General features: G+C 38.3%; 27 protein-coding genes and 1 pseudogene. 2 read left to right on the top strand and 26 right to left on the bottom strand.

The features are described 5' to 3' along the window. Positions 1–11: 11 nt before the first annotated feature. From BV60_RS0108350 to BV60_RS0108335, 4 genes are all read right to left on the bottom strand, one after another. Positions 12–1103, bottom strand: coding sequence for a peptidylprolyl isomerase (locus tag BV60_RS0108350; RefSeq protein ID WP_051656598.1), 1092 nt, complete (start codon positions 1101–1103; stop codon positions 12–14). Between the two features lie 59 nt (positions 1104–1162). Further along, positions 1163–2563, bottom strand: a complete 1401-nt coding sequence (locus tag BV60_RS0108345; RefSeq protein ID WP_029320848.1) for an NAD(P)/FAD-dependent oxidoreductase — start codon at positions 2561–2563, stop codon at positions 1163–1165. Between the two features lie 146 nt (positions 2564–2709). After that, the gene (locus tag BV60_RS0108340; RefSeq protein ID WP_029320846.1) at positions 2710–3144 is read right to left on the bottom strand and encodes an SCP2 sterol-binding domain-containing protein; all 435 of its coding nucleotides are present in this window, start codon (positions 3142–3144) and stop codon (positions 2710–2712) included. 111 nt (positions 3145–3255) lie between these two features. After that, the gene (locus BV60_RS0108335) at positions 3256–5250 is read right to left on the bottom strand and encodes a 2-isopropylmalate synthase (protein WP_029320845.1); all 1995 of its coding nucleotides are present in this window, start codon (positions 5248–5250) and stop codon (positions 3256–3258) included. Positions 5251–5763: 513 nt separating this feature from the next. On the opposite strand from BV60_RS0108335, the gene rbr reads away from it, so the two are divergent. Beyond that, positions 5764–6330: a rubrerythrin gene (gene rbr / locus BV60_RS0108330; protein ID WP_029320843.1), complete on the top strand. Its 567-nt coding sequence runs from the start codon at positions 5764–5766 to the stop codon at positions 6328–6330. A 70-nt stretch (positions 6331–6400) separates the two neighbouring features. Then, on the top strand, positions 6401–6775 hold the full coding sequence (locus BV60_RS0108325; protein ID WP_029320841.1) for a desulfoferrodoxin family protein: 375 nt from the start codon (positions 6401–6403) through the stop codon (positions 6773–6775). A gap of 130 nt (positions 6776–6905) precedes the next feature. Here BV60_RS0108325 and BV60_RS0108320 read toward each other — a convergent pair whose 3' ends face one another. The 22 genes and pseudogenes from BV60_RS0108320 to BV60_RS0108210 all read right to left on the bottom strand — a co-directional run bounded on the left by BV60_RS0108320 (position 6906) and on the right by BV60_RS0108210 (position 25062). After that, the gene (locus BV60_RS0108320) at positions 6906–7307 is read right to left on the bottom strand and encodes a hypothetical protein (protein ID WP_051656597.1); all 402 of its coding nucleotides are present in this window, start codon (positions 7305–7307) and stop codon (positions 6906–6908) included. Between the two features lie 132 nt (positions 7308–7439). Further along, positions 7440–9074: a DUF4153 domain-containing protein gene (locus tag BV60_RS0108315; RefSeq protein ID WP_029320836.1), complete on the bottom strand. Its 1635-nt coding sequence runs from the start codon at positions 9072–9074 to the stop codon at positions 7440–7442. 192 nt (positions 9075–9266) lie between these two features. Further along, complete coding sequence (locus tag BV60_RS0108310; protein ID WP_029320835.1) at positions 9267–9488, bottom strand: helix-turn-helix domain-containing protein; 222 nt, start codon at positions 9486–9488, stop codon at positions 9267–9269. Between the two features lie 11 nt (positions 9489–9499). After that, the gene (locus tag BV60_RS0108305; RefSeq protein ID WP_029320833.1) at positions 9500–9976 is read right to left on the bottom strand and encodes a DUF2975 domain-containing protein; all 477 of its coding nucleotides are present in this window, start codon (positions 9974–9976) and stop codon (positions 9500–9502) included. Between the two features lie 324 nt (positions 9977–10300). Then, positions 10301–10711 carry a peptide deformylase gene (locus BV60_RS0108300; protein WP_029320831.1) on the bottom strand — a complete coding sequence of 137 codons (411 nt, stop codon included), beginning with the start codon at positions 10709–10711 and terminating at the stop codon, positions 10301–10303. A gap of 26 nt (positions 10712–10737) precedes the next feature. Further along, positions 10738–11439 carry a YkgJ family cysteine cluster protein gene (locus BV60_RS0108295; RefSeq protein ID WP_029320829.1) on the bottom strand — a complete coding sequence of 234 codons (702 nt, stop codon included), beginning with the start codon at positions 11437–11439 and terminating at the stop codon, positions 10738–10740. A 50-nt stretch (positions 11440–11489) separates the two neighbouring features. Further along, the gene (locus BV60_RS0108290) at positions 11490–12260 is read right to left on the bottom strand and encodes a PHP domain-containing protein (RefSeq protein ID WP_051656596.1); all 771 of its coding nucleotides are present in this window, start codon (positions 12258–12260) and stop codon (positions 11490–11492) included. Between the two features lie 48 nt (positions 12261–12308). Continuing rightward, on the bottom strand, positions 12309–12851 hold the full coding sequence (locus BV60_RS0108285) for a low molecular weight protein-tyrosine-phosphatase (RefSeq protein WP_442856307.1): 543 nt from the start codon (positions 12849–12851) through the stop codon (positions 12309–12311). A gap of 190 nt (positions 12852–13041) precedes the next feature. Beyond that, a pseudogene (locus tag BV60_RS21015) lies at positions 13042–14238 on the bottom strand (tyrosine-type recombinase/integrase). Between the two features lie 112 nt (positions 14239–14350). After that, positions 14351–14725 carry an excisionase gene (locus BV60_RS0108275; RefSeq protein ID WP_255358105.1) on the bottom strand — a complete coding sequence of 125 codons (375 nt, stop codon included), beginning with the start codon at positions 14723–14725 and terminating at the stop codon, positions 14351–14353. Beyond that, positions 14718–15134 carry a replication initiator protein A gene (locus tag BV60_RS0108270; RefSeq protein ID WP_051656595.1) on the bottom strand — a complete coding sequence of 139 codons (417 nt, stop codon included), beginning with the start codon at positions 15132–15134 and terminating at the stop codon, positions 14718–14720. Before BV60_RS0108270 ends, BV60_RS0108275 begins: the two co-directional genes overlap by 8 nt. 265 nt (positions 15135–15399) lie before the next feature. After that, positions 15400–15750 carry a plasmid mobilization protein gene (locus BV60_RS0108265; protein ID WP_029320820.1) on the bottom strand — a complete coding sequence of 117 codons (351 nt, stop codon included), beginning with the start codon at positions 15748–15750 and terminating at the stop codon, positions 15400–15402. A gap of 575 nt (positions 15751–16325) precedes the next feature. Further along, positions 16326–17084, bottom strand: a complete 759-nt coding sequence (locus tag BV60_RS0108260; protein ID WP_029320819.1) for a zinc dependent phospholipase C family protein — start codon at positions 17082–17084, stop codon at positions 16326–16328. 62 nt (positions 17085–17146) lie between these two features. Continuing rightward, positions 17147–17482: a hypothetical protein gene (locus BV60_RS21830; RefSeq protein WP_029320818.1), complete on the bottom strand. Its 336-nt coding sequence runs from the start codon at positions 17480–17482 to the stop codon at positions 17147–17149. Further along, positions 17472–19028: a TOTE conflict system archaeo-eukaryotic primase domain-containing protein gene (locus BV60_RS0108250; protein ID WP_197029545.1), complete on the bottom strand. Its 1557-nt coding sequence runs from the start codon at positions 19026–19028 to the stop codon at positions 17472–17474. The genes BV60_RS21830 and BV60_RS0108250 overlap by 11 nt, the downstream gene beginning before the upstream one ends. 98 nt (positions 19029–19126) lie before the next feature. After that, positions 19127–19792 carry a PBECR4 domain-containing protein gene (locus tag BV60_RS0108245; protein ID WP_029320816.1) on the bottom strand — a complete coding sequence of 222 codons (666 nt, stop codon included), beginning with the start codon at positions 19790–19792 and terminating at the stop codon, positions 19127–19129. Between the two features lie 625 nt (positions 19793–20417). Further along, positions 20418–20930: a GNAT family N-acetyltransferase gene (locus BV60_RS0108240; protein WP_029320814.1), complete on the bottom strand. Its 513-nt coding sequence runs from the start codon at positions 20928–20930 to the stop codon at positions 20418–20420. Between the two features lie 111 nt (positions 20931–21041). Next, the gene (locus tag BV60_RS24375; RefSeq protein ID WP_255358144.1) at positions 21042–21383 is read right to left on the bottom strand and encodes a GNAT family N-acetyltransferase; all 342 of its coding nucleotides are present in this window, start codon (positions 21381–21383) and stop codon (positions 21042–21044) included. A gap of 389 nt (positions 21384–21772) precedes the next feature. Further along, positions 21773–22063: a helix-turn-helix domain-containing protein gene (locus BV60_RS0108225; protein ID WP_029320812.1), complete on the bottom strand. Its 291-nt coding sequence runs from the start codon at positions 22061–22063 to the stop codon at positions 21773–21775. Further along, positions 22056–22472, bottom strand: a complete 417-nt coding sequence (locus BV60_RS0108220; protein WP_330376228.1) for a type II toxin-antitoxin system RelE/ParE family toxin — start codon at positions 22470–22472, stop codon at positions 22056–22058. The genes BV60_RS0108225 and BV60_RS0108220 overlap by 8 nt, the downstream gene beginning before the upstream one ends. A gap of 413 nt (positions 22473–22885) precedes the next feature. Beyond that, complete coding sequence (locus tag BV60_RS0108215; protein ID WP_029320810.1) at positions 22886–24073, bottom strand: hypothetical protein; 1188 nt, start codon at positions 24071–24073, stop codon at positions 22886–22888. 104 nt (positions 24074–24177) lie between these two features. Next, a complete protein-coding gene (locus BV60_RS0108210) occupies positions 24178–25062 on the bottom strand; it encodes a DUF6033 family protein (protein ID WP_051656593.1) in 885 nt (294 codons plus the stop codon). Positions 25063–25181 lie beyond the last annotated feature (119 nt).

The raw sequence follows: 25181 nt of genomic DNA, 5'->3' as shown, positions 1-25181 counted from the left end.
CCTCCTTATCCTCATTCGCTGTAATGTTTTCTATATATTTCGAAGAAACTGCGAGTCTTAACATTCTCCGATTCCGTTACATGAATCTTTCTATACAGATCCTCATTCAGCACTCTTGAAAGCTTGGAAGCAAATGCATCATATTTCTCTCCGAAAACTTCCTGCTTTTTCTCTTCAACAATCCTGACCTTATTTGCTTCGGTCTCTTCTCTGTTAAAGGTACTGATACACTTTAAGATAACATATGCATCATCTGTCTCTATGATGCTACTCACTTCACCGTTATCAAGATTGAATGCGGCAGTCTCAATTTCAGCTGACACATCACCCTTTCCAATAGTTACAGTGCCTTCCTCTGCCTGGTTATATTCCTCCATTAAAACAGAAAAATCTGTACCCTCTCTGACCTGCCGAAGTATCTGCTCCGCAGTATTTTTTACTGCACTCCTTTCCGAATCTTCAAAAGCAATTTTCTGCCCCATTGAATCAAGCTTCCAGGTATTAAGTACTATCTGCTCAACAGTAATGGTGCGGGCCTCGTCATCACTTATTTCAGGATTGATGTCTCTTATTATGTAATCATAGAGCTTATCTGCGGTTGCATATTCCTCATACATGATAACAAGCTGCTCTTCTGTAATATGCCCCATCGCCTTCTTTTCATCTTCATTTAATGAAGAGTAATACTCAGAGGCAGCTGCTTTTGCCTTAGCTGTTTCATCTTCCGAAAGTTCAATCCCTGATTCCCTGGCAAGCAGGTTCATGGCTTTTACCTGGGCGACTGTAGAGAGACATTTATCCTTGATATAGTTCTCCATATCGCTGTCACCTACAGTAACATTCCAGATATCTGTTCCAAAACCTGTTTCAAAGGTATTTTGTGAATTCACAAGGTACACCAAATATTCAGGTTCTGTACACGATAAATCTTCTATTCTGAAAAGTTCATTGTCAGTAAAACCTGTAGTCAGTACGATTTTCGTATTACTTATATTTGCGCAGCCCGAAAGTGAAGTTGACAAAAAAGTCGAAAGTGCTACTGTTACCAGAATTTTATGTATTCGTTTATTTATTTTTTTTGCTGATCTATTTGTCAATGTCATTTTAGTTTACCATCAGTATAAGTGTCCGGATAAATCTGACTGATTTGTTTTTGTCCGATTTATGCAAGTTTATCAAGTATGCTTCTGGCAACCTTAAGACCATTGGCACTTGCCTGCTGTAAGCCTCTTGTGATTCCTGCGCCGTCACCGATTGCTCTGAGGTGGCCGATGCTGGTTTCAAAGTCTTTGTTTACAATTACCTTGTTTGAGTAAAACTTAACCTCTACACCGTAAAGAAGAGTTTCCTCGGAAGCTATTCCTGGTGTTACCTTATCAAGTGCCTGTATCATTTCATCCAGGTCTACCATTATTCTGTGAGGGAAAACAAGTGAAAGATCTCCGGGAACCGCATCCTTTAATGTGGGAATGAGGTTATTTCTTGCAAGTCTTTCATCAGTTGTTCTTCTTCCTCTCCTGAAGTCACCGTAGGTCTGAACAAGGACCTTACCGTCACAAAGCATGTTTCCAAGCTCAGCTATTTTTCTTCCATATTCAATGGGAGTCTTAAACGGCTTTGTAAAATTCTTTGAAACAAGAAGTGCAAAATTGGTATTATCGGTTTTATATTCCTTGCTCTTATATGCATGGCCGTTAACCACTGCCAGTCCGCCTTCATAGTATTCTGTTGCAACCTCACCCGAAGGGTTTGTACAGAAGGTTCTTACTTTGTCATCAAAAGTAGGTGTATGGAAAATCAGCTTAGCCTCATAAAGATTCTGATTAAGGAACTGCATAACCTCATCTCTGACTTCCACACGAACGCCCACATCAACAGTTCCGGGTTTGGTCTCAATTCCAATCTTATCACATTGTGTATGGAACCAATCTGCTCCTTCACGTCCTACAGCAGAAACAATTTCCTTTGCTTTTATCACGCTGCCGTCATGAATTTTAACACCTGTGCAGATACCATCATCTACAAGGATCTCATCTACCATTGTGTTGAACAAAAGCTCTACACCTTTTTTCTCAAGATGCTCCTGCAGCTTTTTATATATCTTATATCCTTCTTCAGTGCCAAGGTGTCTGATAGGACATTCAACAAGCTTAAGGTTAGCATTTATAGCCTTTCTTCTGATCTCCCTGATCTCCTCTGCCTTGTCAACACCATATACATTGGTATCAGCACCGAATTTCAAATATATGTTATCAGACTCTTTGATAAGAGCAGTTGCTTCATCATATCCAAGGATGTCGGGAAGAGTTCCGCCGACATCAGGTGATAATGAAAGCTTACCGTCTGAAAATGCTCCGGCACCTGCAAAACCGGTAGTAATTGAGCAGGGTTTACATCCCATGCATTTTCCGGTAGTTCTCTTAGGGCACTGTCTCTTCTCAATGGATCTGCCCTTTTCAACAATCATAACCTTAAGTTCCGGACGCTTTTCTATAAGCTCATAAGCACAAAAAATACCTCCGGGACCTGCCCCAATAATCAGTACATCTACGTTTTTTTCCATAAAATAGTTCTCTTTTCTTTTTAATATATAAGGAAATATTCATTTTATAATTATCAAAAAAACATTTCCCATAAGATAATAATAGCTGCTACAGAAACTGCAGCAGCTATTAAATCCGTTTGATCAAATTTAGATTATGTCAGCTATTATTTCTTAGTAACTTTTTTAGCAGTTGTTTTCTTAGCTGCTGCCTTCTTAGGAGCTACTGTTGCTTTTTTAGGTTCTGCAGCCTTCTTAGCAGGCTCTTCCTTTACTTCAGCTTTCTTGCCGACAAACTTTAAAAGCTCAGCTTTTCTGAGGTCACCCTCTGCATTGATCTTACCTGAAAGATGTGCAGATGTGAAATCTTCCTTACCCTCAAGAATATCAATTAAATCAGCTGCTGATGTATAAACAAGAATGTCACGGTCAAAGTACTCATAAGGCTCAACATTTAATTTACCGTCTACGATCTCTACATAAAATGCGCCTTCGCCCTCGCCTGTTATATTGAACTGGTAAGCTGCATGCTCCTTAACATTGCTAACATCAGCATCCTTCAGTGCCTCTTTTACCTTTGCTACTACTTCTTCGTAAGTCATTTTTTCCTCCACTTCATAAAAAATATGTTTCCCAATCAAAACCTTACATATTATATCACAAAAATCGGCTCGTGAACTACTTAGTCACAATTTTTGGTATATTGTTTACAGTTATCTGCTGTTACTTCTGTATTGCACAGGAGTCATTCCATACTTTTTCTTGAAAAGTCTGTTAAAGTGTTCCACATTCTGATAGCCTGCTGCTTCAGCAACTCTCTCAACCTTCATGTTTCCGTTCTTAAGAAGAATGCTCGCTTTTTTAAGACGGATTTTCTTAACGTTTTCGCCAAAGGTCATGCCGGATTTTTCCTTTATGTATTTAGAAAGATACGGCTTTGACAGATAGAATTCCTTTGAGAGATCATCAAGTGTAACTGTAAGATAGTTTTCCTGAATGTAGTTAAGTATTGCGCTTATTCTCTCGTCCTTGGCGTCCGTACTTGCTTTAACCGCATCAAGCTGATTTACCGCAATCGTAAGAGCATTTATGGATGAGCGAATGATATCTTCATCTATTCCTACACCCCAGAATTTCTTGCCGTTGCTTGTAATACCAACGTATGTAACAGCCTTTGATGATGAACCTCTGCTAAGTGCGTGTTCCTCATAAACAGAAAGTTCATAGCTGATGTTAAAGTAGAGCTTGAAGGCATTACTTACAGCATCAAGACGACCATTTCCGTTTGCCTCAACAATATGCTCTTTTCCTGCATGTGAAAGAGTTACTTCAGCAAGGATACCGTTAACCTGCTTGAAGTGGCAGTCTGTCACTCTGAATACCGAATCATTGTGAACATATTTATCTTCAAATATCTGATAAATTCTGCCGGGTGCAAGCTCAGCATGCTCTTTGTCTGATATATCCTTGATCGTGTAGCTGATGTCCGCCTGCATTTCTCTGGGAACCATCATGCCGTAATTGTTCTTCAGGATGTAGCTTACGCCGCCTTTTCCGGACTGAGAATTGATTCTGATAACATCTCCATCATATTCTCTTCCAAGATCCTTAGGATCGATGGGCAGATAAGGAACACTCCAAATGCCATTGTCTTTTCCTGCTTCATGCCATGAGAAGCCTTTACTGATAGCATCCTGATGAGAACCTGAAAAAGCTGTAAATACAAGCTGACCGGCATAAGGCTGACGCTCAAATATTCTCATTCTTGTGAGGCGCTCATAAGCCTCTCCTATTTCATTGATATTGCCAAAATCAAGTCCCGGATCCACGCCGTGTGAATACATGTTAAGAGCAAGTGTAACGATGTCAACATTACCTGTTCTCTCGCCGTTTCCAAAAAGCGTGCCTTCGATACGGTCCGCTCCAGCAAGGCAGCCAAGCTCAGCATCACTTATTCCCGATCCTCTGTCATTATGAGGATGAAGTGAAAGCGTAACTGCATCACGATACTTAAGGTTTTTATGTATATACTCTACCTGAGTGGCAAAAACATGAGGCATAGCAATTTCAACGGTTGTAGGTATATTGATGATCGCTTTGTTTTCCTTTACCGGCTTCCATACGTCAAGTACCGCATTGCAGACCTCTACTGCATAATCAACTTCAGTTCCCGGGAAGCTCTCCGGTGAATACTCAAAGGAGAAATTACCTTTTGTCTCTTTCGCAAGCTTATCAAGAAGCTTTGCACCATCGATTGCAATCTGCTTTATATCTTCTTTATTCTTTTTGAAGACCTGCTCGCGCTGAGCAACCGAGGTTGAGTTATAAAGATGAATGATAGCTCTGGGTGCACCCTTTACAGCTTCAAAAGTTCTCTTTATTATATGCTCTCTTGCCTGGGTAAGAACCTGAACCGTAACATCATCGGGAATCATATTTTTTTCTATCAGAGTTCTTGCAAATTCAAACTCAGTCTCCGATGCAGCAGGGAATCCAATCTCAATTTCCTTGAATCCCAGATTTACAAGCATTGTGAAAAACTCAAGCTTTTCATCAAGACTCATAGGCTCAATTAGTGCCTGATTGCCGTCGCGAAGATCAACGCTGCACCAGATTGGCGGATGATCTACGTAGTCCTTCTTAACCCATTCATAGGTAGCCTTGGGTGGCATGAAATACTGTCTCTGATACTTCTCGAAATTCTTCATAATACTCCTCCTATATAAACTTTTATATCTGCACAAATATCTTCGGATGTCTGTTTTTGCAATGTCCGAAAAAATACATATGACACTAAAACCACTATCCTCAAATTTTCTGTCGATTCATTAATATTGATTTGCAAATATGTAGTGCAATTAATTCATAAAACAAATAACATCAATGATTATTGATGATTTTTATTTTAACACTTGTTTATAATTTTAGTAGTGAAGAATTTAATCAGTTTTCTTGATTTATTTTAATATATTGTTAAAAACATGTCTATTTAGAATCAATCATACGCTTTGAATAAGCATACTCATTTATAAGATATAGATTTATTTATAAGAGATAGATTTACTAATTAAATGATAATTTGTTTTTGTACGTAATATCGACATATTTTTTTATAAAAATCTAATAATTTCTCCCCTATAAGTATGCTATGATAAAAATTGTGAGAAGCTACTTTTTAAGAATGTGTGACATTTTAAAATTCAGGAAGGAGATGTGCGGCAATGGCAGAAAATAACAAGTGGAGATGCAGAGCTGACGACCTTAAGGGTACTCAGACGGAAAAAAACCTGCTTGCAGCATTTGCAGGAGAATCAGAGGCAAGAAACAAATATACTTTCTTCGCTTCAAAGGCAAAAAAAGATGGTTATGTTCAGATTTCCAATATTTTTGCGGAAACCGCTGCCAATGAAAAAGAGCATGCGGAAATCTGGTATAAAATCCTGACCGGTATAGGCAGTACGATTGAAAACCTGAAGGTTGCTGCCGAAGGTGAGGGCTATGAATGGAAAGAAATGTATCCCTCCTTTGCCAAGACAGCACGGGAAGAAGGATTCGATGAGATTGCTGAGTTGTTCGAAAGTGTTGCTGCTATCGAAAAAGAACATGAGGAGCGCTACAAACAGCTTCTTAAGAATATAGAGGATAAGGTTGTTTTCTCAAGAGATGGCGATGCCATCTGGCAATGCAGTAACTGCGGACATATCGTTATCGGTCCCGATGCACCTGAAGTTTGCCCTGTATGCAACCATCCTCAGGCTTATTTCCAGTTAAAGCCCGAAAACTATTAAAAACATTTTCTGCCAGGTATGTTTTCCATAGTGAAAGCCTTCCGTGGCAGCATTATTAAGGAGGTTTCTTATGAAGATTTTTAAATGTGAAAAATGCGGTAACATGGTCATCAAGATTAACAACGCAGCCTGTTCTCCCGTGTGCTGTGGTGATCCGATGACAGAACTTATCCCCGGAACATCTGACGGTGCAACAGAGAAGCATGTTCCTGTTGCAACTGTAGACGGAAACAAGGTTACCGTAACAGTAGGTGAAGTTGAGCATCCTATGATGGAAAATCACTATATCCAGTACATTTGGCTTGAGACTGATAAGGGCTTTATGCAAAAGAACCTCAAACCCGATCAGAAACCGTGCGCAGAGTTTATTCTTGCTGATGGTGAAAAAGCTATTGCTGTTTATGAGTACTGCAACCTCCACGGACTTTGGAAGGCTGATATCTGAATGCCGTATCAGTAAAGAATCATTTTTAGTCTTGCAGGAAATGCATAGCAATTTATTATAAAATGACAAAATAAGAGCTTCCAACGCATTGTGATCTTGAATCACCGGTTTGGAAGCTCCTTTTTATATCTTAATTATTGCTATCAGCAGAAACATCTGTAGTCTCTGTAGTCTCTGTCGTATCTTCTGTAGAATCTGTATTTTCTTCTGTTGTCTCAGCTGCTGTATCTGTGCTCTCTTCTGTTGTCTCAGCTGCTGTATCTGTGCTCTCTTCTGTTGTCTCAGCTGTAGTATCTGTACTCTCTTCTGTTGTTTCAGCTGTAGGAACTACATCTTCTGAGATTTCTGTATCCGCTGTCTGTGTTGCAGGGTTCTTAGAAGCATATACTCTCCAGCCTGCGAAGCAGCATACAGCCAATAAAAGCAAAAGCGATAAGCCTTTTATTATCTTCTGATTTCTTTTATGCTTTGCAAGCCTTGCTTTTCTGCCTTTCTTTTCTTTTTTGTAAGCGTCAACTTTTTCCTGACTCATACCTTTTTCCTCCCCTATAAATAAAAAATAATTATGACTTATTGAAACTATTATACGCCCTGTACGATAATTCCAATACAGTTTTTTATGTTAGCAGGAAAATGTGTTTTTTTATTGAAATCTCAAAAGATTTTATTTTGTTGCTTCGGCAAGAATTTTATAGGCTCTGTACTTTGAAAAATTGAATTCCCTTATCTTATTATACTTTCCTTTATTATCCCGATAGTCATGATCATAACTTGATGCGAATTCATGCAATAAGTCTTTGTTTCCTGCAAATGCCGGAACAGCATCTTCGGATACTTCATTGATAAGATAATAGCTTAAAGAGCTGTCCCATTCAGGTCCCACTGCAGTCTTTTCTCCCATACGAGCAAGGTCATAACGTGCAACCTGATAATCCGGATTTGAAAATACAAATATCAGATACATAACTGTGACGGTGATCATACACAAATTAAAAACAGGAAGCTGTCCGATAAACATCCCTGCAATCAGGTAGGAAAGACATAGTGCCATCACTGCAAGGAACCATAAAACAAAAACTCTCATAAAGGTGAGGTTATATGCTTTTATGTACATAAACATTCTAAAGGCACTCGATGCCAGCATGATATATGTACATAGTCCAATTATTATCAGAACAACCCTCAGTACCCTGCTCTTTTTAAATAATCTTTGACACAAGGTAACCATTAGCAGATTAATTAGTGCAACCGCAAGAAGCTGATAGAATCCTTCGTGCGCATATTCTGCATAGGTATATTTTGCAGGCAGAGTCATATTGCCCATAAACAAAAAGACAATCTGTATAACACTGAAAAACAGATAAACCATGCAAAGAAGACCTGAAAATGTAATAGCTATAATAGGATTAAATCCAGCATTTTTATTGTCTTCGTTAATAAAGCTGTCTTTGCTAAGAGCCTTGACAACAGTATAGAAAAGCCATACCGACCAGATGAGCATAACCCCTATTCCAAAGACATCCCAGATATTTTCAAACTCATATATAAAATCAAATGCATGTCTCAAAACATCTGAAAAAATAGCATCAGCCGATGCAAGAAGAACTATAACAAAAGCCAGTAGCGGAATTGATATGCATACACCTATAACAGCTGCCATAATATTCTTCTTTTTCTCAGCATTTATTGTCTTTCCATGGGTTGTGACCCATTCTATAAGATCTCTTACAGGATCGGCAATATTCGCCAAAGGTCTGATCATAGTTAGCACTACCGCGTTAAACCACCCGATTATATCCCAGTTATTTGTATCCACATACATATGGAGTAAAAAGCAAACCATAAGCAGATCTATTGCAAATTCATTTATCCACAGCAGTTCTGCGTTCGCAGTCATGCACTTTGAAATCGAAAGAAGCATTAATGAAATTATATAAAATATATTGAGCCCTCTTTTTCCGGCTTTACTATAAAAAATAGAAAAACCGTCCCGTTTTCTCGCCCATTCTAAAAGGAAAAGTGTTACCGCCATATAAATCGGATATGTTATCCCCGATGTATTTTGATACAGGCATATCGTCCGGACCACTGCATATATCAATGCTATTATTCCATACTTCGCAAAAGAAACTCCGTCAGGCTTAGTTCTACTCATAGTGCTGCCTGTCCCCGCATAAGTTGCAGGTCCAAACTGGGTTTTACCGTATTCAGGTACTCCGTATTCATTTCCCTGTATAACTGCCTCTCCTCCCGATTCCGTATCATATACATCATTGTTCCCAAATCCCTGATTTCCCATACTTGTCCTCCTTTATAAACGCACTTTCATTTCTTACTTACTGTTGTCGTGTGTCCGTTCAACTACTGTATTTCTGATCGCATTTTTTATAAACAAGTGTATTTGTTTTTCCTGATAAATATTGATAATTATTAATACCATTATCAAATCACAAGTACATCATTGGACAGTGCCTTACAATACTTTTATTTATCAATCATCAGTACTATCATCCGGTACATATTCCAATATATCTCCCGGCTGACAATTCAATTCTCTGCATATCGCCTCCAGTGTTTGAAATCTGACAGCCTTTGCTTTGTTATTTTTTAAAATTGAAAGATTGGCAAGTGTTATATCTACTTTTCCCGCAAGCTCTGTAAGTCCTATTTTCCGCTTTGCCATCATCACATCCAAATTGACTATGATTGCCATTTCTTCCTCCACTAAATTGTCAGATCATTTTCTTCCTTGTAGTTGACTGCTTTGTCAAAGACCTTTGCCAGTACTTTGCTAAGAATACCTGCAAAAAGGAAAACTGCAGCAACTACAATCGAAGCAGGAGTAAAATAAACGAAGTTCCTGAGAATTTTTATCGCTGCTATTGCAAAGGCGTAATTTCCCATACGATAAAGACTTGTCACATTCTCATGAATAAAGCAGTTGTCTTCTATCACTGTCTTCATCATTTTTCTAAGTTCAAAAAGAATCAAGAGTGAAAAAGCGCCTGCCAGCATGATTGATATCACGGCAAATAAATAATTGTTTTTGATTTCAGCATATTCAGTAGCATCTCCCAAAGCAAAAACTACGCTATCCACTGCTTTTCTAAGACCAAAAGGAACTGTAATCTCAATTACCATTCCAATCACCAATGCTATATCAAGAAATCTTTTGAACCAAATATTTAATTTATCACTCATATCCCGCTCTCTCCCCGGTCATATTCCGCTGATAAAATGCTGTTATAGTAGTAAATATGCCCCTGTTAATGCTGTCGATGTTTACTTTGCTCTTTTTCTTTATAGCATGCGCACTTTTGAAAGTCAATAATTATTTATTGTTTTTCGATAAACATGTGACCTGACTTATAATAGTGGGCTTATAATAAGCTTTCTATTTATCAATAATTACGTAGTAATTTCTATAAGATAAAAAAATCCCATGGTTTCATTGAAATCATGAGATTTAGTGAATTTATATTCCTTATTATTACTGAGTTTATATTTTCTATTTAAAACTCATCCTTAAATCAGCTCACCACTAAAGTGCTGAATCTCGTGCTGGATTATCTGAGCTGTAAAGTCCGTATATTTGCCATGTTTCTTTTCAAAATTCTGATCAAGATAATCCACCTCTATTTCCTTATAGCGAGTACAAGATCTTACTCCCTCTAAAGAAAGACAGCTTTCCTTGGTTTCATACCTTCCGGCTTTTTTTGTAATAACAGGATTTATCATAGGAACAGAAAATGGTCCCATAGCCACAACTATGATCTGCTTTCTCACTCCTATCATATTAGCAGCCATGCCAACGCATCTGTCCCTGTTTGCATTTAATGTATCAATAAGATCCTGTACAACCTGCTTATCATCTTCTGTTGCAGGCTCTGATTTTAACTGTAAAAACATCGGATCTCTTACTATATGTTTAACCATTGTCTACGTCTCCTCTATAACAGTATTTATCTGCATGCAACAGCTTCCAATCTACCATAAAACTGCTCATAAAAGTCCGAGTTGATATCATACGGAGCAATAAAGAAGTTCTGAAGAATCTGCATATTAACAGCCTTGAGTTCAACTTCAGGCATATCCTCTGCTTTATCCGATATATTTTTGATAAAATAGTGCCATTTATCAATATATGCTTCATAACGGCCAAGCTCAGGTGTGTCAATCCATTTCTTGATTTTAATCTTAGTCTGTCTCTCCTTATGGCATTCATTCACCTGTAAAAAATATCTGTGTGTATTATTTTCAAAAATCCTTCCAAGAGGGAACAATCTGCAGATCCCGGGTCTGAAAGGATGGATACTGCATCTGCCCGCATCATTAAGAAACGTACAGCTCTCTTTATCCGATATAGAACGCTCTTCGTTTCTTCCTGTTTGGTTTTGGCTCTTACCGCTCATCATTTTTAGACATGGAAGTATAATTCCATCCGCTACTCGAAGTTCAAGATTCTCAGAAAGAAGTTCCTCAAAAGTCTTCCCCAATCCTTTTTCCAATCGGAAAACATCATAAGGGTCCAGTGTAATTGAATCTCCCATTCCGCAACAGCAGGCATGGCATCCGCTGCAATCATCAACACCAAGCTTAGCCATATCGCCTATGTCATAAAGTTTACCATCCGATATATCTTTTAAATCAACATCTCGTAACATATTTATCCATTTATAAACTCTTTATACGAGCTTCATTTCTCCTAATATTTTTAATGCAATATCACAGGCAGTTCAGCCTGTTTAGTAATCTTTGTCATAGCTTCGGATTTTTCCACTTCAGAAAAAACAGTACTGTCATCCTTAGGATTAATTCTGAACATGGGCGTTCCGTCCCCCGCCATAAAGGCTCTGACGTATTCCTCAATACTGTTGATTTTATAAGGAAAACTCATAGCGCCCATCGAAAGCTGAGGAAACGCATGAATATCAGACCCCGCTGACATGAGAAAATTATTGTCCTTCGCATATTTAAAACCAAGTGCATTCTGATAATCGGGATTGCCGGAATTATAAACCTCCGCTCCATCACACACAGAAGGCATCAGATGTATCGCGGATAAATATCCTCTCTCCCGATATGGATGAGCCTGGATCATGATTCCGCCGGCAGCATGGACCAGATCATATACTTCCTTGCGGGATTTTTGCTCTATGTCTTCATTTTCCAAGAGCCATTTCTTATCCACCCCGTAAAGAAGGTACTCATCTCCCTGAAAATTGTATTCTATTCCAAACATAACGTTGAAATCATAGCCCTCAGCCTCCTTAAGAGCATGCTCATAACCACTGCAGTACAGCTCAACCCTCTCTCTCCACGGAAGGTTCTTAGGAACACAGCTGTTACCTGTAAAGAAATGATCCGTTACAATCATGCCACTATAGCCAAGTCCCATCATATACTCAATATAGTCTACTGCCGGCGTGCATGAGCATGCACTGGCCTCAGCTGTATGAAGATGTGTCTCATATAAATAATTCATGTAAATTAACGCTCCAAAAAATATTATAATTTATCAGCTGTCCAATAATCAGCCCTTTGGAAAATCGTCATGAATAAGTCCAAGGTCTCTAAAGTCGTCCTCAATTCCATCTTCAAAATCAAATCCCTCGCTTAACTCTTCCATGTATTCAGGATTAGTTACAATACTTCTGAAGAGGCCATGACATCCCTCAGAACAGTCAACCCACGTATCATCAAAATTACCTGTATACCAGGGATCAGCTACATCCCCGCTTCTGTCTGCAAACTCCAGCATCTTATATACCTTGCCTTCCGGGTCCCCGTTAAACAATCTCTTTAAATCCCTGATATTTGCGCTGTCCATTCCTACTATATAATCAAATTTGGAGTAATCATTCCGGGACGTAAGTCTGGCTCTCTTTGCTGAAACCCCAAGCTCATTATCGGAAGTTCCTATGCCATGTTCACGTAGCTTCTCCCTTGCCGGAGGATATACCGGGCTTCCCTGTCCATTCCATATTTCATCTGTATGTGTCGCAGATGATTCAATATGAAACTTATCTTCCATTTTCTGTTTACGGACAATATCCTTCATAATAAATTCTGCCATAGTTGAGCGGCATATGTTGCCGTGGCAGACAAATAGTATATTTATCATATTGGTTTTCCTTGTGTTTCCTGGGGGTGTACACCTTTTTGAAATAATGATTTTGGCATAATATATGCATAATTTGCCATATTTTTGCCGGCAAAAGGTGTAATGTAAGGTGTAAAAGATTTAAGTTTACACCTTGAGTTTTTTACACAACGTTTAGCTTTTCTACCTCGGCTATTGCGTCTTCAAAGTTGACGTGAGTGTAGATATTAAGCGTAGTTCAAATTTCGGAATGTCCCATAAGGTACTGCAAAGTTTTTGGATTCATTCCTGATTTTGCCATATTGGAACAATAAGTATGGCGGCATACATGCGGTGTGACTTTAGGCATCTGAATTTTGTAGATAGAGTTATACTTTTCTACAATATGCTTAAAGTAGTGATCCCAATGAAGTGAATATGTAATGCTTCCGTCCTTGTCATAGTAAAGAAATCCAGTATATCCATCGATGATAGGTTCGACTTTTGGAGGCTTTCTGCGTGTAATGATTTTTCTAAAGCATTCCTCAACATCAGGTGTCATAGGAATATCTCTTGTTCCGCAGGTGGTCTTTGTTTTTTCAATGTAGTAGCCTGTTCCGGAGCGCTTTTGAAGCTGATGATCAACCTTGATTTTGTGGTTTTTAAAATCAATATCAGATAGTGTTAATCCACAAAATTCAGATATGCGCAGTCCTGTGTGGAAGAGTATGTAGATTCCTTCATAGTATCTACAAAAATGAGCATCCTCTTTTACAAATTTGAGGAATTTACGCTCCTCTTCACGTGTTATGGCAAGTCTTGTGTGACTGTCATTTACTACTACTGATGCAAGCTCAAAATCAAAGGGGCTCTTTCTGATAAGATCATCATCTACAGCCATTTTGAATGCCGGCTTAAGTACACCTCTTATTGAGTGGATAGAACTATAGCTCTTTCCATTTGCCTGAAGCTTTATCAGCCAACACTTTGCATCTGAAAGACGAACAGTATCTATACGCTTTTTTCCAAAAGGATCCTTTTTGAGAAAGTTAATTACAGTTTTATATCCTGCTCTGGTTGTGGGTCTGACACCGGTTTTGGTACTCGTGTATTTTTCGACCAAATCAAGCACTGTCATGTTTCCTCCGTTAGAAACGATATGATCAAATAAATCTGCATGGATCTGACGTTCCATTTCACGAAGAGATAAAGTTTTTACCTTGCCTTTAGGAGTCAAATCATTGTGATCAAGTCTCCAACTGTATACATATTTTTCCTTTCCATTAGGATCAACGTATTTGAACTGATATCGGCCATCTTTGCGCTGGGTTTCTCCGTTGTGTAAAATTCTACCTCTGTTATCCTTTCTTTTTATACTCATAGTAGCAATCCTCCTTCTTTAAATTGGCGAAGGTGAACTGCCCGACATATTGTATTATATCAATCGGACAGTTCATCTGCCATGTGTTTTTGTTCGGTGTGGGTATTCGCTTTTATACGGCTATAGCCTGATCAAGGAACTCTTCAAATAGGCGTCTTTTGATTCTTATATGTGAACCTATCTCAAGGATGAATAACTTGTTACTATGCTCTGCAATAAGGCTTCTGAGTCTTTTCTCACCGATGCCGTAATATTCAGCAGCCTCCTGTATCGAAAGAGAGTACTTGTCCGCAATTGAAACTGATTTGCCAGAAGTGTTCTCTTTTTCAGATGATGCATCTTTGACCGCCTTCTTCATTTCGAACAAGACTCCATATGCCAACGGAGCCATCACAGGAACCCTTCCTGGTTTCTCTGTATACTCATAGATTACAGTTATTCCGTTTCTTCGCTTTTTGCTTAATTCTTCACATAGATTGTTATGCATAAAGCTCACCACCTTTCACTAATGAAAATGCTCTGGGCTTCCAATTGGAATTATCAGCCCGAAGCAGATCGTATACATATATTCTGTTTGGCTTGCCGAGCCCTCTGTGTCTCCTGAGCACAAGATCGCATCCTTCAAGTTCTTTCAAAAGCTCATTGATCTTTTTGTTACCGCAATTCATAAGGTTCATCATTTCTTCGATGGTAGAATAGATAAACACACATCCTTGTTCATCGCGCCAGTCGCTTCCATTCGACTCCGAAAGACACCTTCGATCCAGCAGAATCATATAGAGCAACTTTGCATCATTTGATATTTCTGCATATGCAGGATCCAAAAATAATTGCTTGGGTAATCGATAAAACATCCTCGTGTCATTGCATAATTCCTCAAATTTTTTATTTGTCATTTTTCATGTCCTTTCTTTTTCGTTGTACCTAAATAATCAAATTGTTTTTTCGGTATAACCAATTTTATGTTGAATTCAACATAAAATTGGCAAGCAGTGCATCGGTATATATCGATGCGTTTTTTGCTTGTTGGGAGAATATCTCCCAATCCCTCAAAAACCTCGTTTCACTCGGAGCTACCCATCGTCATTTGCGACGCTGAATGCAATACTCTGGAAATAAAAAAGAGAGAATCATCAAATCACTCTGATGAAATCTCTCTTCTTAACAACTGCCAGGGTTAGCAAGAATCATATTTAACTTGTGCAGAATATTTTTGAGCATCTGCAACAATTCCTGCTGGTCTTCATGGATGTCCTGAATATCCTGAAGGTAAATGCATCCGGTTGCATTTGCTTTCTTAGCATACTGGTTAAGGGTATTGGAATTGATCTGAAGTAGTTTTACGATTTCCTTCATATCACTCAAATCCAATCGGATCACATAACCGTTAAGAGCCATTTTCCGAATATAGGCAGACATGTTAGTAATTCCTGCTTCCGCCATTCTCCTTTTAATTATGTCCCGTGTTCCGGGCTTAAACTTAATACAGATGCTGTCTACATATTCTCGCATTTACTTTTTCCTCCTTTAGTTATAAAAAAGACATCCCTGATGGATGCCTCGTTTCCAATCCCATCTAATCCATCAATAGTGTGTTTTAGACACACTATGATAGGATAGGATTAGTATTAATAAAGTCAGTATTATTTTTCTCAGTCTTATTACTTTGTCTTTTCGACATGTCTGGACGTTTCAAAAAGACATTTCCTGAAGTCTGATTTTCAGACTTCTCGTATGTCCATATCGAAACACTGTAGTCTGTTTTGAACACACGGAGCTGAGTTATCCACATCCTCTATTAGCTATGTCTTTACCATTGCAGCCTCACCTCCTTAAACACCTGAATTCGTATATTTGGAATTTACTATCGGGAAAAAATCGGGAATTTTTTTCTTGTGGCGAATCATCTGTAGACTTCCGATTACTAAAAAATTTTTTTGGGGTATCAAAAAAGCCCAAACTGCAAGGAGTTTGAGCTTTTGAAAAATCGTATAGATGTTTTGCTTACCGATTTTTGGGTATAGTAAACACACAGATAGTACAGAATAGATGTTCGATATATGTCAAGCATTGTATATTATTTGATCTCAATCGGGATAGTTCGAGATAGTTGCGAAATTACCGTCACAAATTCGAGCCTCATTTTGAATAGCTTCAGAAACCAAATTTATCGAATTCTCAATAACCTCCATATATTCCTCTCTCGAGAATGCAACAAACGGGTACATCGATTTTTCACATAAAGGCTTGTAATACATCATTTTGATTTTCTTTGGTATTGATCCCTTTGGAAGATAATCTATATAATCAGGAAATTTTTCAAGTCCTTTTATTTCTGTATACCAACCAGAATCCGGATGTGAATTTAAATATTCCCATTCAAGATAATATAAGTCCTTCATACGATCATCCTTGGGAAAAAGCCGCTTGATCGAATCCCAATCCTCTTGGGAGCCTTTGGTTTTCTCTGCAAGTTCAGGGATAGCCTTAATTCTTTTCCATGAAGCTGCAATTCTCACAGGATCACGCATGATTCTTTGCATCTCAGCGTCAGTAATAAGATGAGAGTAATATCCAAGAAGAAAAGAAAGTTCTTCATTAGATTTAATAACGTTTTTTCTCGCCATGATATATTTATCATAGAATCCCTTACAGTCGCTTGCTGTCTTACGACTGGAATTCATCCAATGTGTTATTTGTCTTGATGGAACAAAATCAGTTCCTTCTTCATTAAGCAAATTACAATCCGGGCCAATATTACCCACACAAAAACCATGTTTATCTAATTTGGGAAAGCGCTTTAACACTTCATCTGCGACCCATAAATGCGTAACCCAAGAAGCCATTACTTCTCCTCCAATATTCAAAGAATTATTAAGGCCTTCCGTCAAAAATATAGAATCACCTCTTATTTACCTGCTATGAGAACTTGCTCAGTAATTTCTAGCAATTCAGCAGCTGCCTGCTCGTTTTCTACACGAATAAGATTGTCGTAAAAATCAGCTTTTCCTAATAGATTCATTCCGCCATGCCGCACAAGCTTTTTATCTATCACAGCATAATGCTCACAATCGTTGTCAGTGGTTCTGACAATAATTCCGCTTCGCCTCATCTCATCTATAAGGATATGTATGTCAATTGCATCACCATACCCAACCATATCAGGGCTACTTGTTATGACCGTCACTGCAACACCTGATTCCTGACGATGTTTTATTAGAGAAATCATTCTTTCAACTTTCATTCTGCTTATCTGTGTTTTCAAGCAATATGAGAGTATTAACCTTACGCTTTGCTATGAGATAGGCAGCCAATACCGTTTTGCCAAAAGCAGGCGGAGCACACAAAATGCCATTCTCATACTTCTCAAGTTGCATTGATGCTAACTGTTGCTGCTCCCTAAGTTCACCTCTAAAATCTACTCTGATGGGTCTTCCGTAGGAACGCTTATCATTTATGTCAACTGAGATATTTGCTTCATTGCATTTTGATATGATTTTTTCTAACAATCCAATGGGCACTTTTATATATCCTTCAGTTTCTTTCCACATGGATATAGTACTTAAATTGTAGTAATTTGAATGCCCTATACGCTTATTCTTGGCAAATTCAGGATTATCTATTGTTGCCATACCTTTAATCTGATTTTGGATGGGAGGCAACAGATTAAGTGCATCCACATAAGTACCATCATCTAATACTATGTGTAATTCACCTCCTATAACATTTTGGGCAAAGAAACGTTCATCCTTTTTCCAAGGACGTATTTGCCCATTATCTTTAGCATATTTAGTTACAGGTATAAGGGACATCTGCTCCTTGTTCCACTCTTGTAAATAAGAAGAGATTTCTTCTAATGAAATTTTCTTCATGGATCTTAGCTTTTCCCACTGATCGGGATATGCATTCCAAGATTCATCAATAAATGCGCTATTACCTCTGAGTAACGCACGACCCTGAAGAGGTAGTGCGACAAGATTTCCTAGTTTACTCAAAACATCCTGGGAAGGATACATACGGTCATAGTACTTAAAAGAGGGGAGATTGATATAAGAAGCACCTCTATCTAATAGGGCAAATCCAAAGCTACGCGCTAAAGCTGCTGGAATTGCAGTTTTAAAGAATATCCATATATGAGCACCTTTTCCAGAGCGTGATCTTTCAGTTAGTGCATCAATATTGGCAAGCTTGCAAATATGACGAAGCGCATCGACTTCGCTTTTCCATAAATCGTCTGTATTAGCATCGTCGTTTTTATAAGCGTCCTTTTCATGATTATCGAAGTCAAAGACCAGAAAACGGCATGTGTTATTTGGAAATAAAGGATATACACCTATAACATCCGTACAATCATCTCTCTGACCTTTTAGATGATTAAGAATCTTCCATGGAACCAGTTCATCCCACTCCTTATATCTACAATCCTCATCACAGAATTTTTTCTTGTCGGCTTTTTTAGGGCAAGAGGGATTATTCCACCATGCTTTGCAACGAGGGAAATATCCGCCCACTTTGCCACGCACTGCGTAAACATCTGTACGTCCCCAGAAATAGCTATAGAATTCTTTGGCCATATCAAGATCAGGTGTGGTATGAATAATTCTACCTGCCTGATCATCATCGTATTCATCGGAAATGTCGACAGTATCGATTACATTATCTGCACTGTAGGAAATGTTATTTTCATCTAATAGCTTTTTGAGATTTGAATTTTCATCCTGAAGATTTCTTATTATATTTCTCAAAGAATTAAGGTCATGTTCTGTCGGACGCATAATTATTCCTTTCAAAATGAAAAAAGAACCCGATGCATCAGGTTCTTCCAAGTGTAATCCGAAGATAGCCACTACGATTCATATAATTATAATAGCAGATAACCCCACATGTTTCAGCACTTTTTTGGCATATAATTCTCTAGTGAAATTTTATCAGAAATTTCCGTGGGGAATTTTATTGTACCTAAATTTAGCCCCTTAGCTACATGTCGTATTTTGGAATATACTTTATTATCTCCATAATCACGTTCAAATATAGCAAGTACTTGGGACGGAGCATTTGTTAATGTTTTAATGTCTTTTTTTAATGCTGATACAGGTACATATTCATGTATTTTCTCGTCCATTCTGAGACCTAAGCATAAATTTACACCACCTACCACTTTTTCTACGTATAGATATGGTTGGTTATTGTTGCTATCACCAACTATTTTGGTTATAGATGTAAATTTGGTTATTGCTGGAAGAGCTTCAAGCTTAAGCTGAGTGGTTCCATCCATTCGCATTACTATTTCATCACAGCTAAGCTTTTTCTCAACACATTTTTTATAAAAGAATTCTGAATGATGATCAAGAAGTTTGCCAGCCTCATCAATCATATTAAGACCTGTTAAATGCTGATAGTTTCTTGCGAGAAAAACAACTTCTATGTGCTTAATCATATTTGTATCTTTGTCTCTATAGATAATGATAAACTGCTTATCCTCAAGAGATGATTTATAACTTGACGCGCAATTTATAGCAATTCTTCTAGCTTCATCTATGGTATATCCGCTCATATAAGCTCCCAAAAAAATCTTTACATTTTAAAAGAGAGTGGTCACACCATTGTGTGACTCGCTCTCTTTAATGGCTAATTTTAGTGTTGTCTGCCAACTGCTATAAAGCAAAGTACAGGTTTTAGTGTTGCCTGCCAACTATCGATTGCATCATCAATCGACAAGTGTTTCAGATTATAGTGTTAGCCTCACTTAAGAAAGCACGCTTTCTTAAATAAAATATACCTTTTATAAACAATAAAATCAATGCGTAATATATCCAAAAATAATTGAATTTTTAGTTACGTTTTATACAACAGTCGGGAGTTCACCATCAAAAGTTGTAAACGAGGTGTAAATCAGATATCCATCTACCCGGAAATGGCTTATTTATGCCACTTTTAGAAGCGGGTACATATATTGCCGTGGCAGACGAATAGTATATTTATCATTGAAAATAGCTCCTTTTTATTCCTAGTTATTCCGAGTTATGCGCACCGTTGCGGGATTTGAAAAGTGTTAAGATGTCACGGTGACAGAGTGATTATAACACAGATTGTGTAATAATACGGAATATCTGGGAATATCGTGGACATCAAAAGTAGTAAAAAAGTAGTAAGACTGAGTTTGAACATTATCCTAGAAGCTATTGTTTCATCCAATCTTCTTTATTGATTTCCATTTCTATAACATTCCAGGGTTTCTTGTTCACTATTTCCTTATCAATGAAACCAACTTTCTTATAACAATTATGAGCAAGTTCATTGCTTTCAAAAACGCCAATTGTCACAACATCAACACCAAGTATCTCAAAAGCGTACTTCAGACCAACCTGTAACATCTGAGTTCCATAACCCTTGCCACGAATGGAATCATCTATTACAACCCATCCAAAACGAAGGATCTTATTATTTCCATGTAAATATCTCATAATAAAATGCCCGAAAACACCGTTTTCATCAAACGCAATCCATGGATAAAAATTATCAGGCTCCTTACAATCTCCATTATTCAATCGATATTTCTCATCAATAATATCTGCCGATATTGGAAATGCACCAAAAAGTTCACCTCCCCACTTGAGGAATGCATCCTCATCTTTTACCCATTCTACGATTTTTGCAGCGTCACCACTTTTGTATTGTCGTAATCTAACCATAATAAATACCTCATCAAAGCATTAACCTGCAGGTTAACCCTCAATCAAAACATCTACTTCTTCATCAGATGGTTCTTCGAATAATGATGTAACCTTGTTTAGCAAGCCTTATTATCCTTTGCAACGTTCCATATACTTGTACACCTTCGGATCTTCTCCCAACGATATGACATGTTCCGGCATCTCTTTTGCCACAAACCCAAGTCTTTGATATAGGGAAATAGCTTTATCATTTTCCGGATGCGGATCAACCCACACTACTTCTGCACCATTTCTAAATGCTTCTTCAATTGCATGAAAAATGGCCTGTGTTGCAATTCCACGACCTCTTGCAAATTTAAGTAACTTAATATCAAGAGAAGCGCTACGATGTTCCTCATCAATCCTATACTGCGTTTCACCACAATATTTTCCGTCTTCAAAAATCGAATAGTGATTCTCCTTGGGCTTTATCAGGAAAGTACATAACTGTTATAACTCTATTAGTATTATCCGGTACAAGCTGCATCCAGCTCATTCCTCCGCCTGTCACCTGTACTCTTCCAGCTTTAGGCGTTTCCCAATAATTTGCCTCGCCGTCAGTGAATTTGATTAGACATACCAATCCATGAAAATACTCGTCATCAATTCTTATCTGGTAATACGGATAATACTGAAATCACCATCCCAGATCTCGATTCAACCTTTTATGCTTCATACCTTCTCCTTAAAAATCCGCACCACATCTGCATTTTTAATATGATACCATTTCTGAGTATAGTAAAAAAGAGACTTTCACAGATTTGTGGAAGTCTCTTAATAATTTACTTATTTCATCCAAGTTTTTAACATCAAGATAGCAATTACCTTTGTAAACCTTTAGGAATGAACTCTATTTTCAATGTGCTGTCCATTGCCTCAGCAAGACGCTTAAGCAACGCTATGCTAGGATTTCGTGTTCCTTTTTCAAGGCGAGAAATATCAGCCTGACTAATTCCGCTTTTCTCAGCAAGCTCTATCTGCGTCATCCCAGCTCTTATCCTTGCATCTAGTATAGCCCTTGTTATATCCATTTCAGGTTGCAAAGCTTCATATTCTTTTTTAAATTCTGGATCTTGCATCAATTCATTAGTAAGCTCTTGTAAATCACTCATATATGCCAGCCTCCTTCCTTCTATGGTAATCAGTCCTTCTCTGTTTAGCTAAATCTATTTCACTTATGGGAGTTTTCTGTTGTTTTTTAATGAAACCATTTGTCGCTATAATAATCTTATCCTTATCGAAGAAATATAGTATTCTAACTAAATCATTTCCCTCTATTATCCTAAGTTCAAAAATTCCATCCTCAAGTTCCTTAGAAAGGGGTTCTCTTGCCATGTTCCCATATTCTTCAAGCAGATGCAGATTAGCAACCACTTTAGCTTTCATCTTAATATCGAGACTCCTAATAAACACTCCAACAGGCTTTTTACCATCTGACTCTCTGTAAAAATCAACTGTAAAATTAGACACCATTATCCCTTTCTTTATGTTATATATAACATAATTACTATTTTTCGTCAATCATTCTCTACTTCCCATGCAGCTGGAAAGATAGTCGTATAGCTTCTCAGCAGCACTAAAAATCAATATTGTTATCGTCTTGAGTTCCATATAAATCAAAAATATAATCATTTGGAAGATCATTTATGTTGATTTGGAACTTTTTCTCTTTCCAACATAAGTTTTTGTTAAATCATTTATGTTAAATACGACTTTTTAACTAGCAAACATAAACATTTGCTTGTTATTTTATGTCTGCTGTTCTATTTCGCATTTCTAACATAATTTCAAATTAGTTTTATTATGTTAGCTGAAGGATTTTCTAGTACTAACATTATTTCTGTTCAAATTCTTTATGTTACTTACGAGTTTCTAATTGTCGCTTTCCCTTATTGCAAAATATGTCATCGACAGCACATTCGTGCCGGCCTTGCTCAGATTGAAACATCAATCGAGCCCCCATCTGAAACCGGAGCTGTCATTGCAGGCATCACTACATTTACCCCCTGCACTGCCAGGTTTCCAACCGCTACAGAAGCTGACTGTCCGCCGCCCATGCCGGGAATACTGCCTGCTTTTCCAAGCTCATGCCTGATCATATCTTTAAGATATTCCACATTTGCTTTCACTATTGCTTTGTTTTCCGAAGCCCTGTGCTTTCTCTTAAGATCCTCGGAATCCTCTTTGCTCATATGCGGGTCAACGACTTCCATATCTTCAAGCATCTCCATGGTTTCTTCCAGCTCTTCGAGTTCTTCTTCGCCAAATTCAGAAATTATCTTGTTCATGTCGGCCAGCATTTCGTCTGACATATTAGCCACGCTCTCTTCTATCTGCGAGAGGGCTTCCTCGAACTGAACCGCCACCTCACTTTGTTCGGCGGCATATCGGTCGTCACATCCTAAATCCGCTTCGCGGATGATGACTTCCTCCAGCATCTCCTCACGCTCGTCGAAGATTTCATCCTCTTTCTCAGTGATTTTTTCTTCCTCTGCCTGCGTTATGGCACTCTGAATACCCCTGATGGCATCTTCCTGTTTATCAAATTGCTCATCCTGCTTCTGAGCACGGGCAACCATCTCTTCCAGTTCCAAATGATGTTTCTTTTTTCTTGCCACCATTTCCATACGTTTTGCATGGATTAACGCAAGCTGCAGTTCCTCAGGATCACCATCCCCGGCGGAAATCTTTCTCTTAATCTGCGTCACAGCTCTTTTTGCTGCCAGTACTGCCTGCCCGGCACTGTTTGATGTCTTGGCACTCTGTATTTTGGATGCAACCTCTTTATAATTATAAGTCGGCTTAGGAGCTGTCTTTTCCTCTGCTGAATCCGGAGAACCGGATGATGTAAGAAAGTCTTTTATCTTTTTATTATTCTGATCTTGCTGAGAATCCTGTTTAAGTGCGCGAATCATCTGACGCATCTGCTGTGATAATCCTTTTCTATCATCAACCGCATTGTCTGTTCTTCTGTCAAAGCATGATACAAAAGGATTTACCGGCATCTTTCCCATAACTGTATTCTTCATGGCTCCGTCTTGCTTCCTGGCATAAAGATTCCCCCGGGCATCCTTCATGTATGGTGAGCTATATAGATTATTCGCAATAAATGATATATTCATGCCGTACCTCATTACATGTATGAATCGTATTTATACAATTCCTCTCGCGCCAACCGTACGCTGCATAGCAGCAATTTCCACTGTGCGGCTGTGTTCATAAAACATCAGCCTCTGAAATCTATCTTTGTTCCTACCATCTGCTCAGCCTGAGTCATAACTTTTCCGGACGCATTATTGTATGAGTATGTCTGCACCTTGGAGAGAAGTTCATCCATCGAATCTGCTTCAAATGTTACATATTCCTCATCATCTTTAATCTTGGAATCGTCTCTATCAGTATCTTCCTTTTCAGCTTTTTTATCCCTGGCTTTTTGGATGCGTTCCTCCTGCGCCTTCTTTTCTGCTTTCTTCTTCTCCTGCAGTTTCTGAGCCTTCTTCTCTGCTGCTTTCTTTTCTGTATGCTTTTTATGAATATCTGATGATTTATTGACTGTAGCAAAAAAGCTCTCCTTGCCGCTTCCATCAACGCTCATTCCGAAATTCTTAACGCTAGCGCCACTGCCGGCAAGCCCCATCTTTGCCTGCTCCATTTTTGTCTGTGCCATGGCAATGATTCCCTCATACTTTTTGCGATATGATTCATCCGTCGCCATCCGCTCAAGCTTCTCTTCATCAATAAGGACTACCATTTTGTTGGCGTTACCATAGGAGGCAGCATTCTGCTGAACCTGTGCTTTCATATCCTTACTGACAGCAATGAACTCCATGTTATGATATTTTGATTTCAGCGAATTATAGTAGTCCTTTGCCTTATCGGAAAGCTGCACATCTCCAATAGTCATCCCATATTCAGTTTTTCCGGGCACAAGTGAACTCGTGGTATCTATAGGACTCCACGCTTTTGTTTCTACTTTTGCCTGCTGAGAATTTTTTGCTGAACCAGCCTGATCTGCCTTACCTGTATCAGGAGTCTTAGATACTCCTGATTTCTCATTATAGACACTCTGCTTTATTTGCTGATATGCGGAAATACCATTAATTCCTGCCATACTCATCTACCTCCTTGTAAAAAAGCCGACATCCATTTCATTCATATATATCTAAAAACGCACAGTAAGACACTTATTCATTTCTTATATATTTTTATCGTCTTAACTACCGCCAAAAT

It is taken from the genome of Butyrivibrio sp. AE3004 (assembly GCF_000703165.1).
Lineage (GTDB): Bacteria > Bacillota > Clostridia > Lachnospirales > Lachnospiraceae > Butyrivibrio.
The sequence above is the reverse complement of the archived record's forward strand: the minus strand, read 5'-3'. Positions and strand labels throughout refer to the sequence as shown.

Bases quoted from the DNA above. Each gene is read 5' to 3' on its own strand.
- BV60_RS0108350 (WP_051656598.1), bottom strand. From the start codon at position 1,103: ATGACATTGACAAATAGATCAGCAAAAAAAATAAATAAACGAATACAT.
- BV60_RS0108345 (WP_029320848.1), bottom strand. From the start codon at position 2,563: ATGGAAAAAAACGTAGATGTACTGATTATTGGGGCAGGTCCCGGAGGT.
- BV60_RS0108340 (WP_029320846.1), bottom strand. From the start codon at position 3,144: ATGACTTACGAAGAAGTAGTAGCAAAGGTAAAAGAGGCACTGAAGGAT.
- BV60_RS0108335 (WP_029320845.1), bottom strand. From the start codon at position 5,250: ATGAAGAATTTCGAGAAGTATCAGAGACAGTATTTCATGCCACCCAAG.
- rbr (WP_029320843.1), top strand. From the start codon at position 5,764: ATGGCAGAAAATAACAAGTGGAGATGCAGAGCTGACGACCTTAAGGGT.
- BV60_RS0108325 (WP_029320841.1), top strand. From the start codon at position 6,401: ATGAAGATTTTTAAATGTGAAAAATGCGGTAACATGGTCATCAAGATT.
- BV60_RS0108320 (WP_051656597.1), bottom strand. From the start codon at position 7,307: ATGAGTCAGGAAAAAGTTGACGCTTACAAAAAAGAAAAGAAAGGCAGA.
- BV60_RS0108315 (WP_029320836.1), bottom strand. From the start codon at position 9,074: ATGGGAAATCAGGGATTTGGGAACAATGATGTATATGATACGGAATCG.
- BV60_RS0108310 (WP_029320835.1), bottom strand. From the start codon at position 9,488: ATGGCAATCATAGTCAATTTGGATGTGATGATGGCAAAGCGGAAAATA.
- BV60_RS0108305 (WP_029320833.1), bottom strand. From the start codon at position 9,976: ATGAGTGATAAATTAAATATTTGGTTCAAAAGATTTCTTGATATAGCA.
- BV60_RS0108300 (WP_029320831.1), bottom strand. From the start codon at position 10,711: ATGGTTAAACATATAGTAAGAGATCCGATGTTTTTACAGTTAAAATCA.
- BV60_RS0108295 (WP_029320829.1), bottom strand. From the start codon at position 11,439: ATGTTACGAGATGTTGATTTAAAAGATATATCGGATGGTAAACTTTAT.
- BV60_RS0108290 (WP_051656596.1), bottom strand. From the start codon at position 12,260: ATGAATTATTTATATGAGACACATCTTCATACAGCTGAGGCCAGTGCA.
- BV60_RS0108285 (WP_442856307.1), bottom strand. From the start codon at position 12,851: ATGGCAGAATTTATTATGAAGGATATTGTCCGTAAACAGAAAATGGAA.
- BV60_RS0108275 (WP_255358105.1), bottom strand. From the start codon at position 14,725: ATGCATAACAATCTATGTGAAGAATTAAGCAAAAAGCGAAGAAACGGA.
- BV60_RS0108270 (WP_051656595.1), bottom strand. From the start codon at position 15,134: ATGACAAATAAAAAATTTGAGGAATTATGCAATGACACGAGGATGTTT.
- BV60_RS0108265 (WP_029320820.1), bottom strand. From the start codon at position 15,750: ATGCGAGAATATGTAGACAGCATCTGTATTAAGTTTAAGCCCGGAACA.
- BV60_RS0108260 (WP_029320819.1), bottom strand. From the start codon at position 17,084: ATGGCTTCTTGGGTTACGCATTTATGGGTCGCAGATGAAGTGTTAAAG.
- BV60_RS21830 (WP_029320818.1), bottom strand. From the start codon at position 17,482: ATGAAAGTTGAAAGAATGATTTCTCTAATAAAACATCGTCAGGAATCA.
- BV60_RS0108245 (WP_029320816.1), bottom strand. From the start codon at position 19,792: ATGAGCGGATATACCATAGATGAAGCTAGAAGAATTGCTATAAATTGC.
- BV60_RS0108240 (WP_029320814.1), bottom strand. From the start codon at position 20,930: ATGGTTAGATTACGACAATACAAAAGTGGTGACGCTGCAAAAATCGTA.
- BV60_RS0108225 (WP_029320812.1), bottom strand. From the start codon at position 22,063: ATGAGTGATTTACAAGAGCTTACTAATGAATTGATGCAAGATCCAGAA.
- BV60_RS0108215 (WP_029320810.1), bottom strand. From the start codon at position 24,073: ATGAATATATCATTTATTGCGAATAATCTATATAGCTCACCATACATG.
- BV60_RS0108210 (WP_051656593.1), bottom strand. From the start codon at position 25,062: ATGGCAGGAATTAATGGTATTTCCGCATATCAGCAAATAAAGCAGAGT.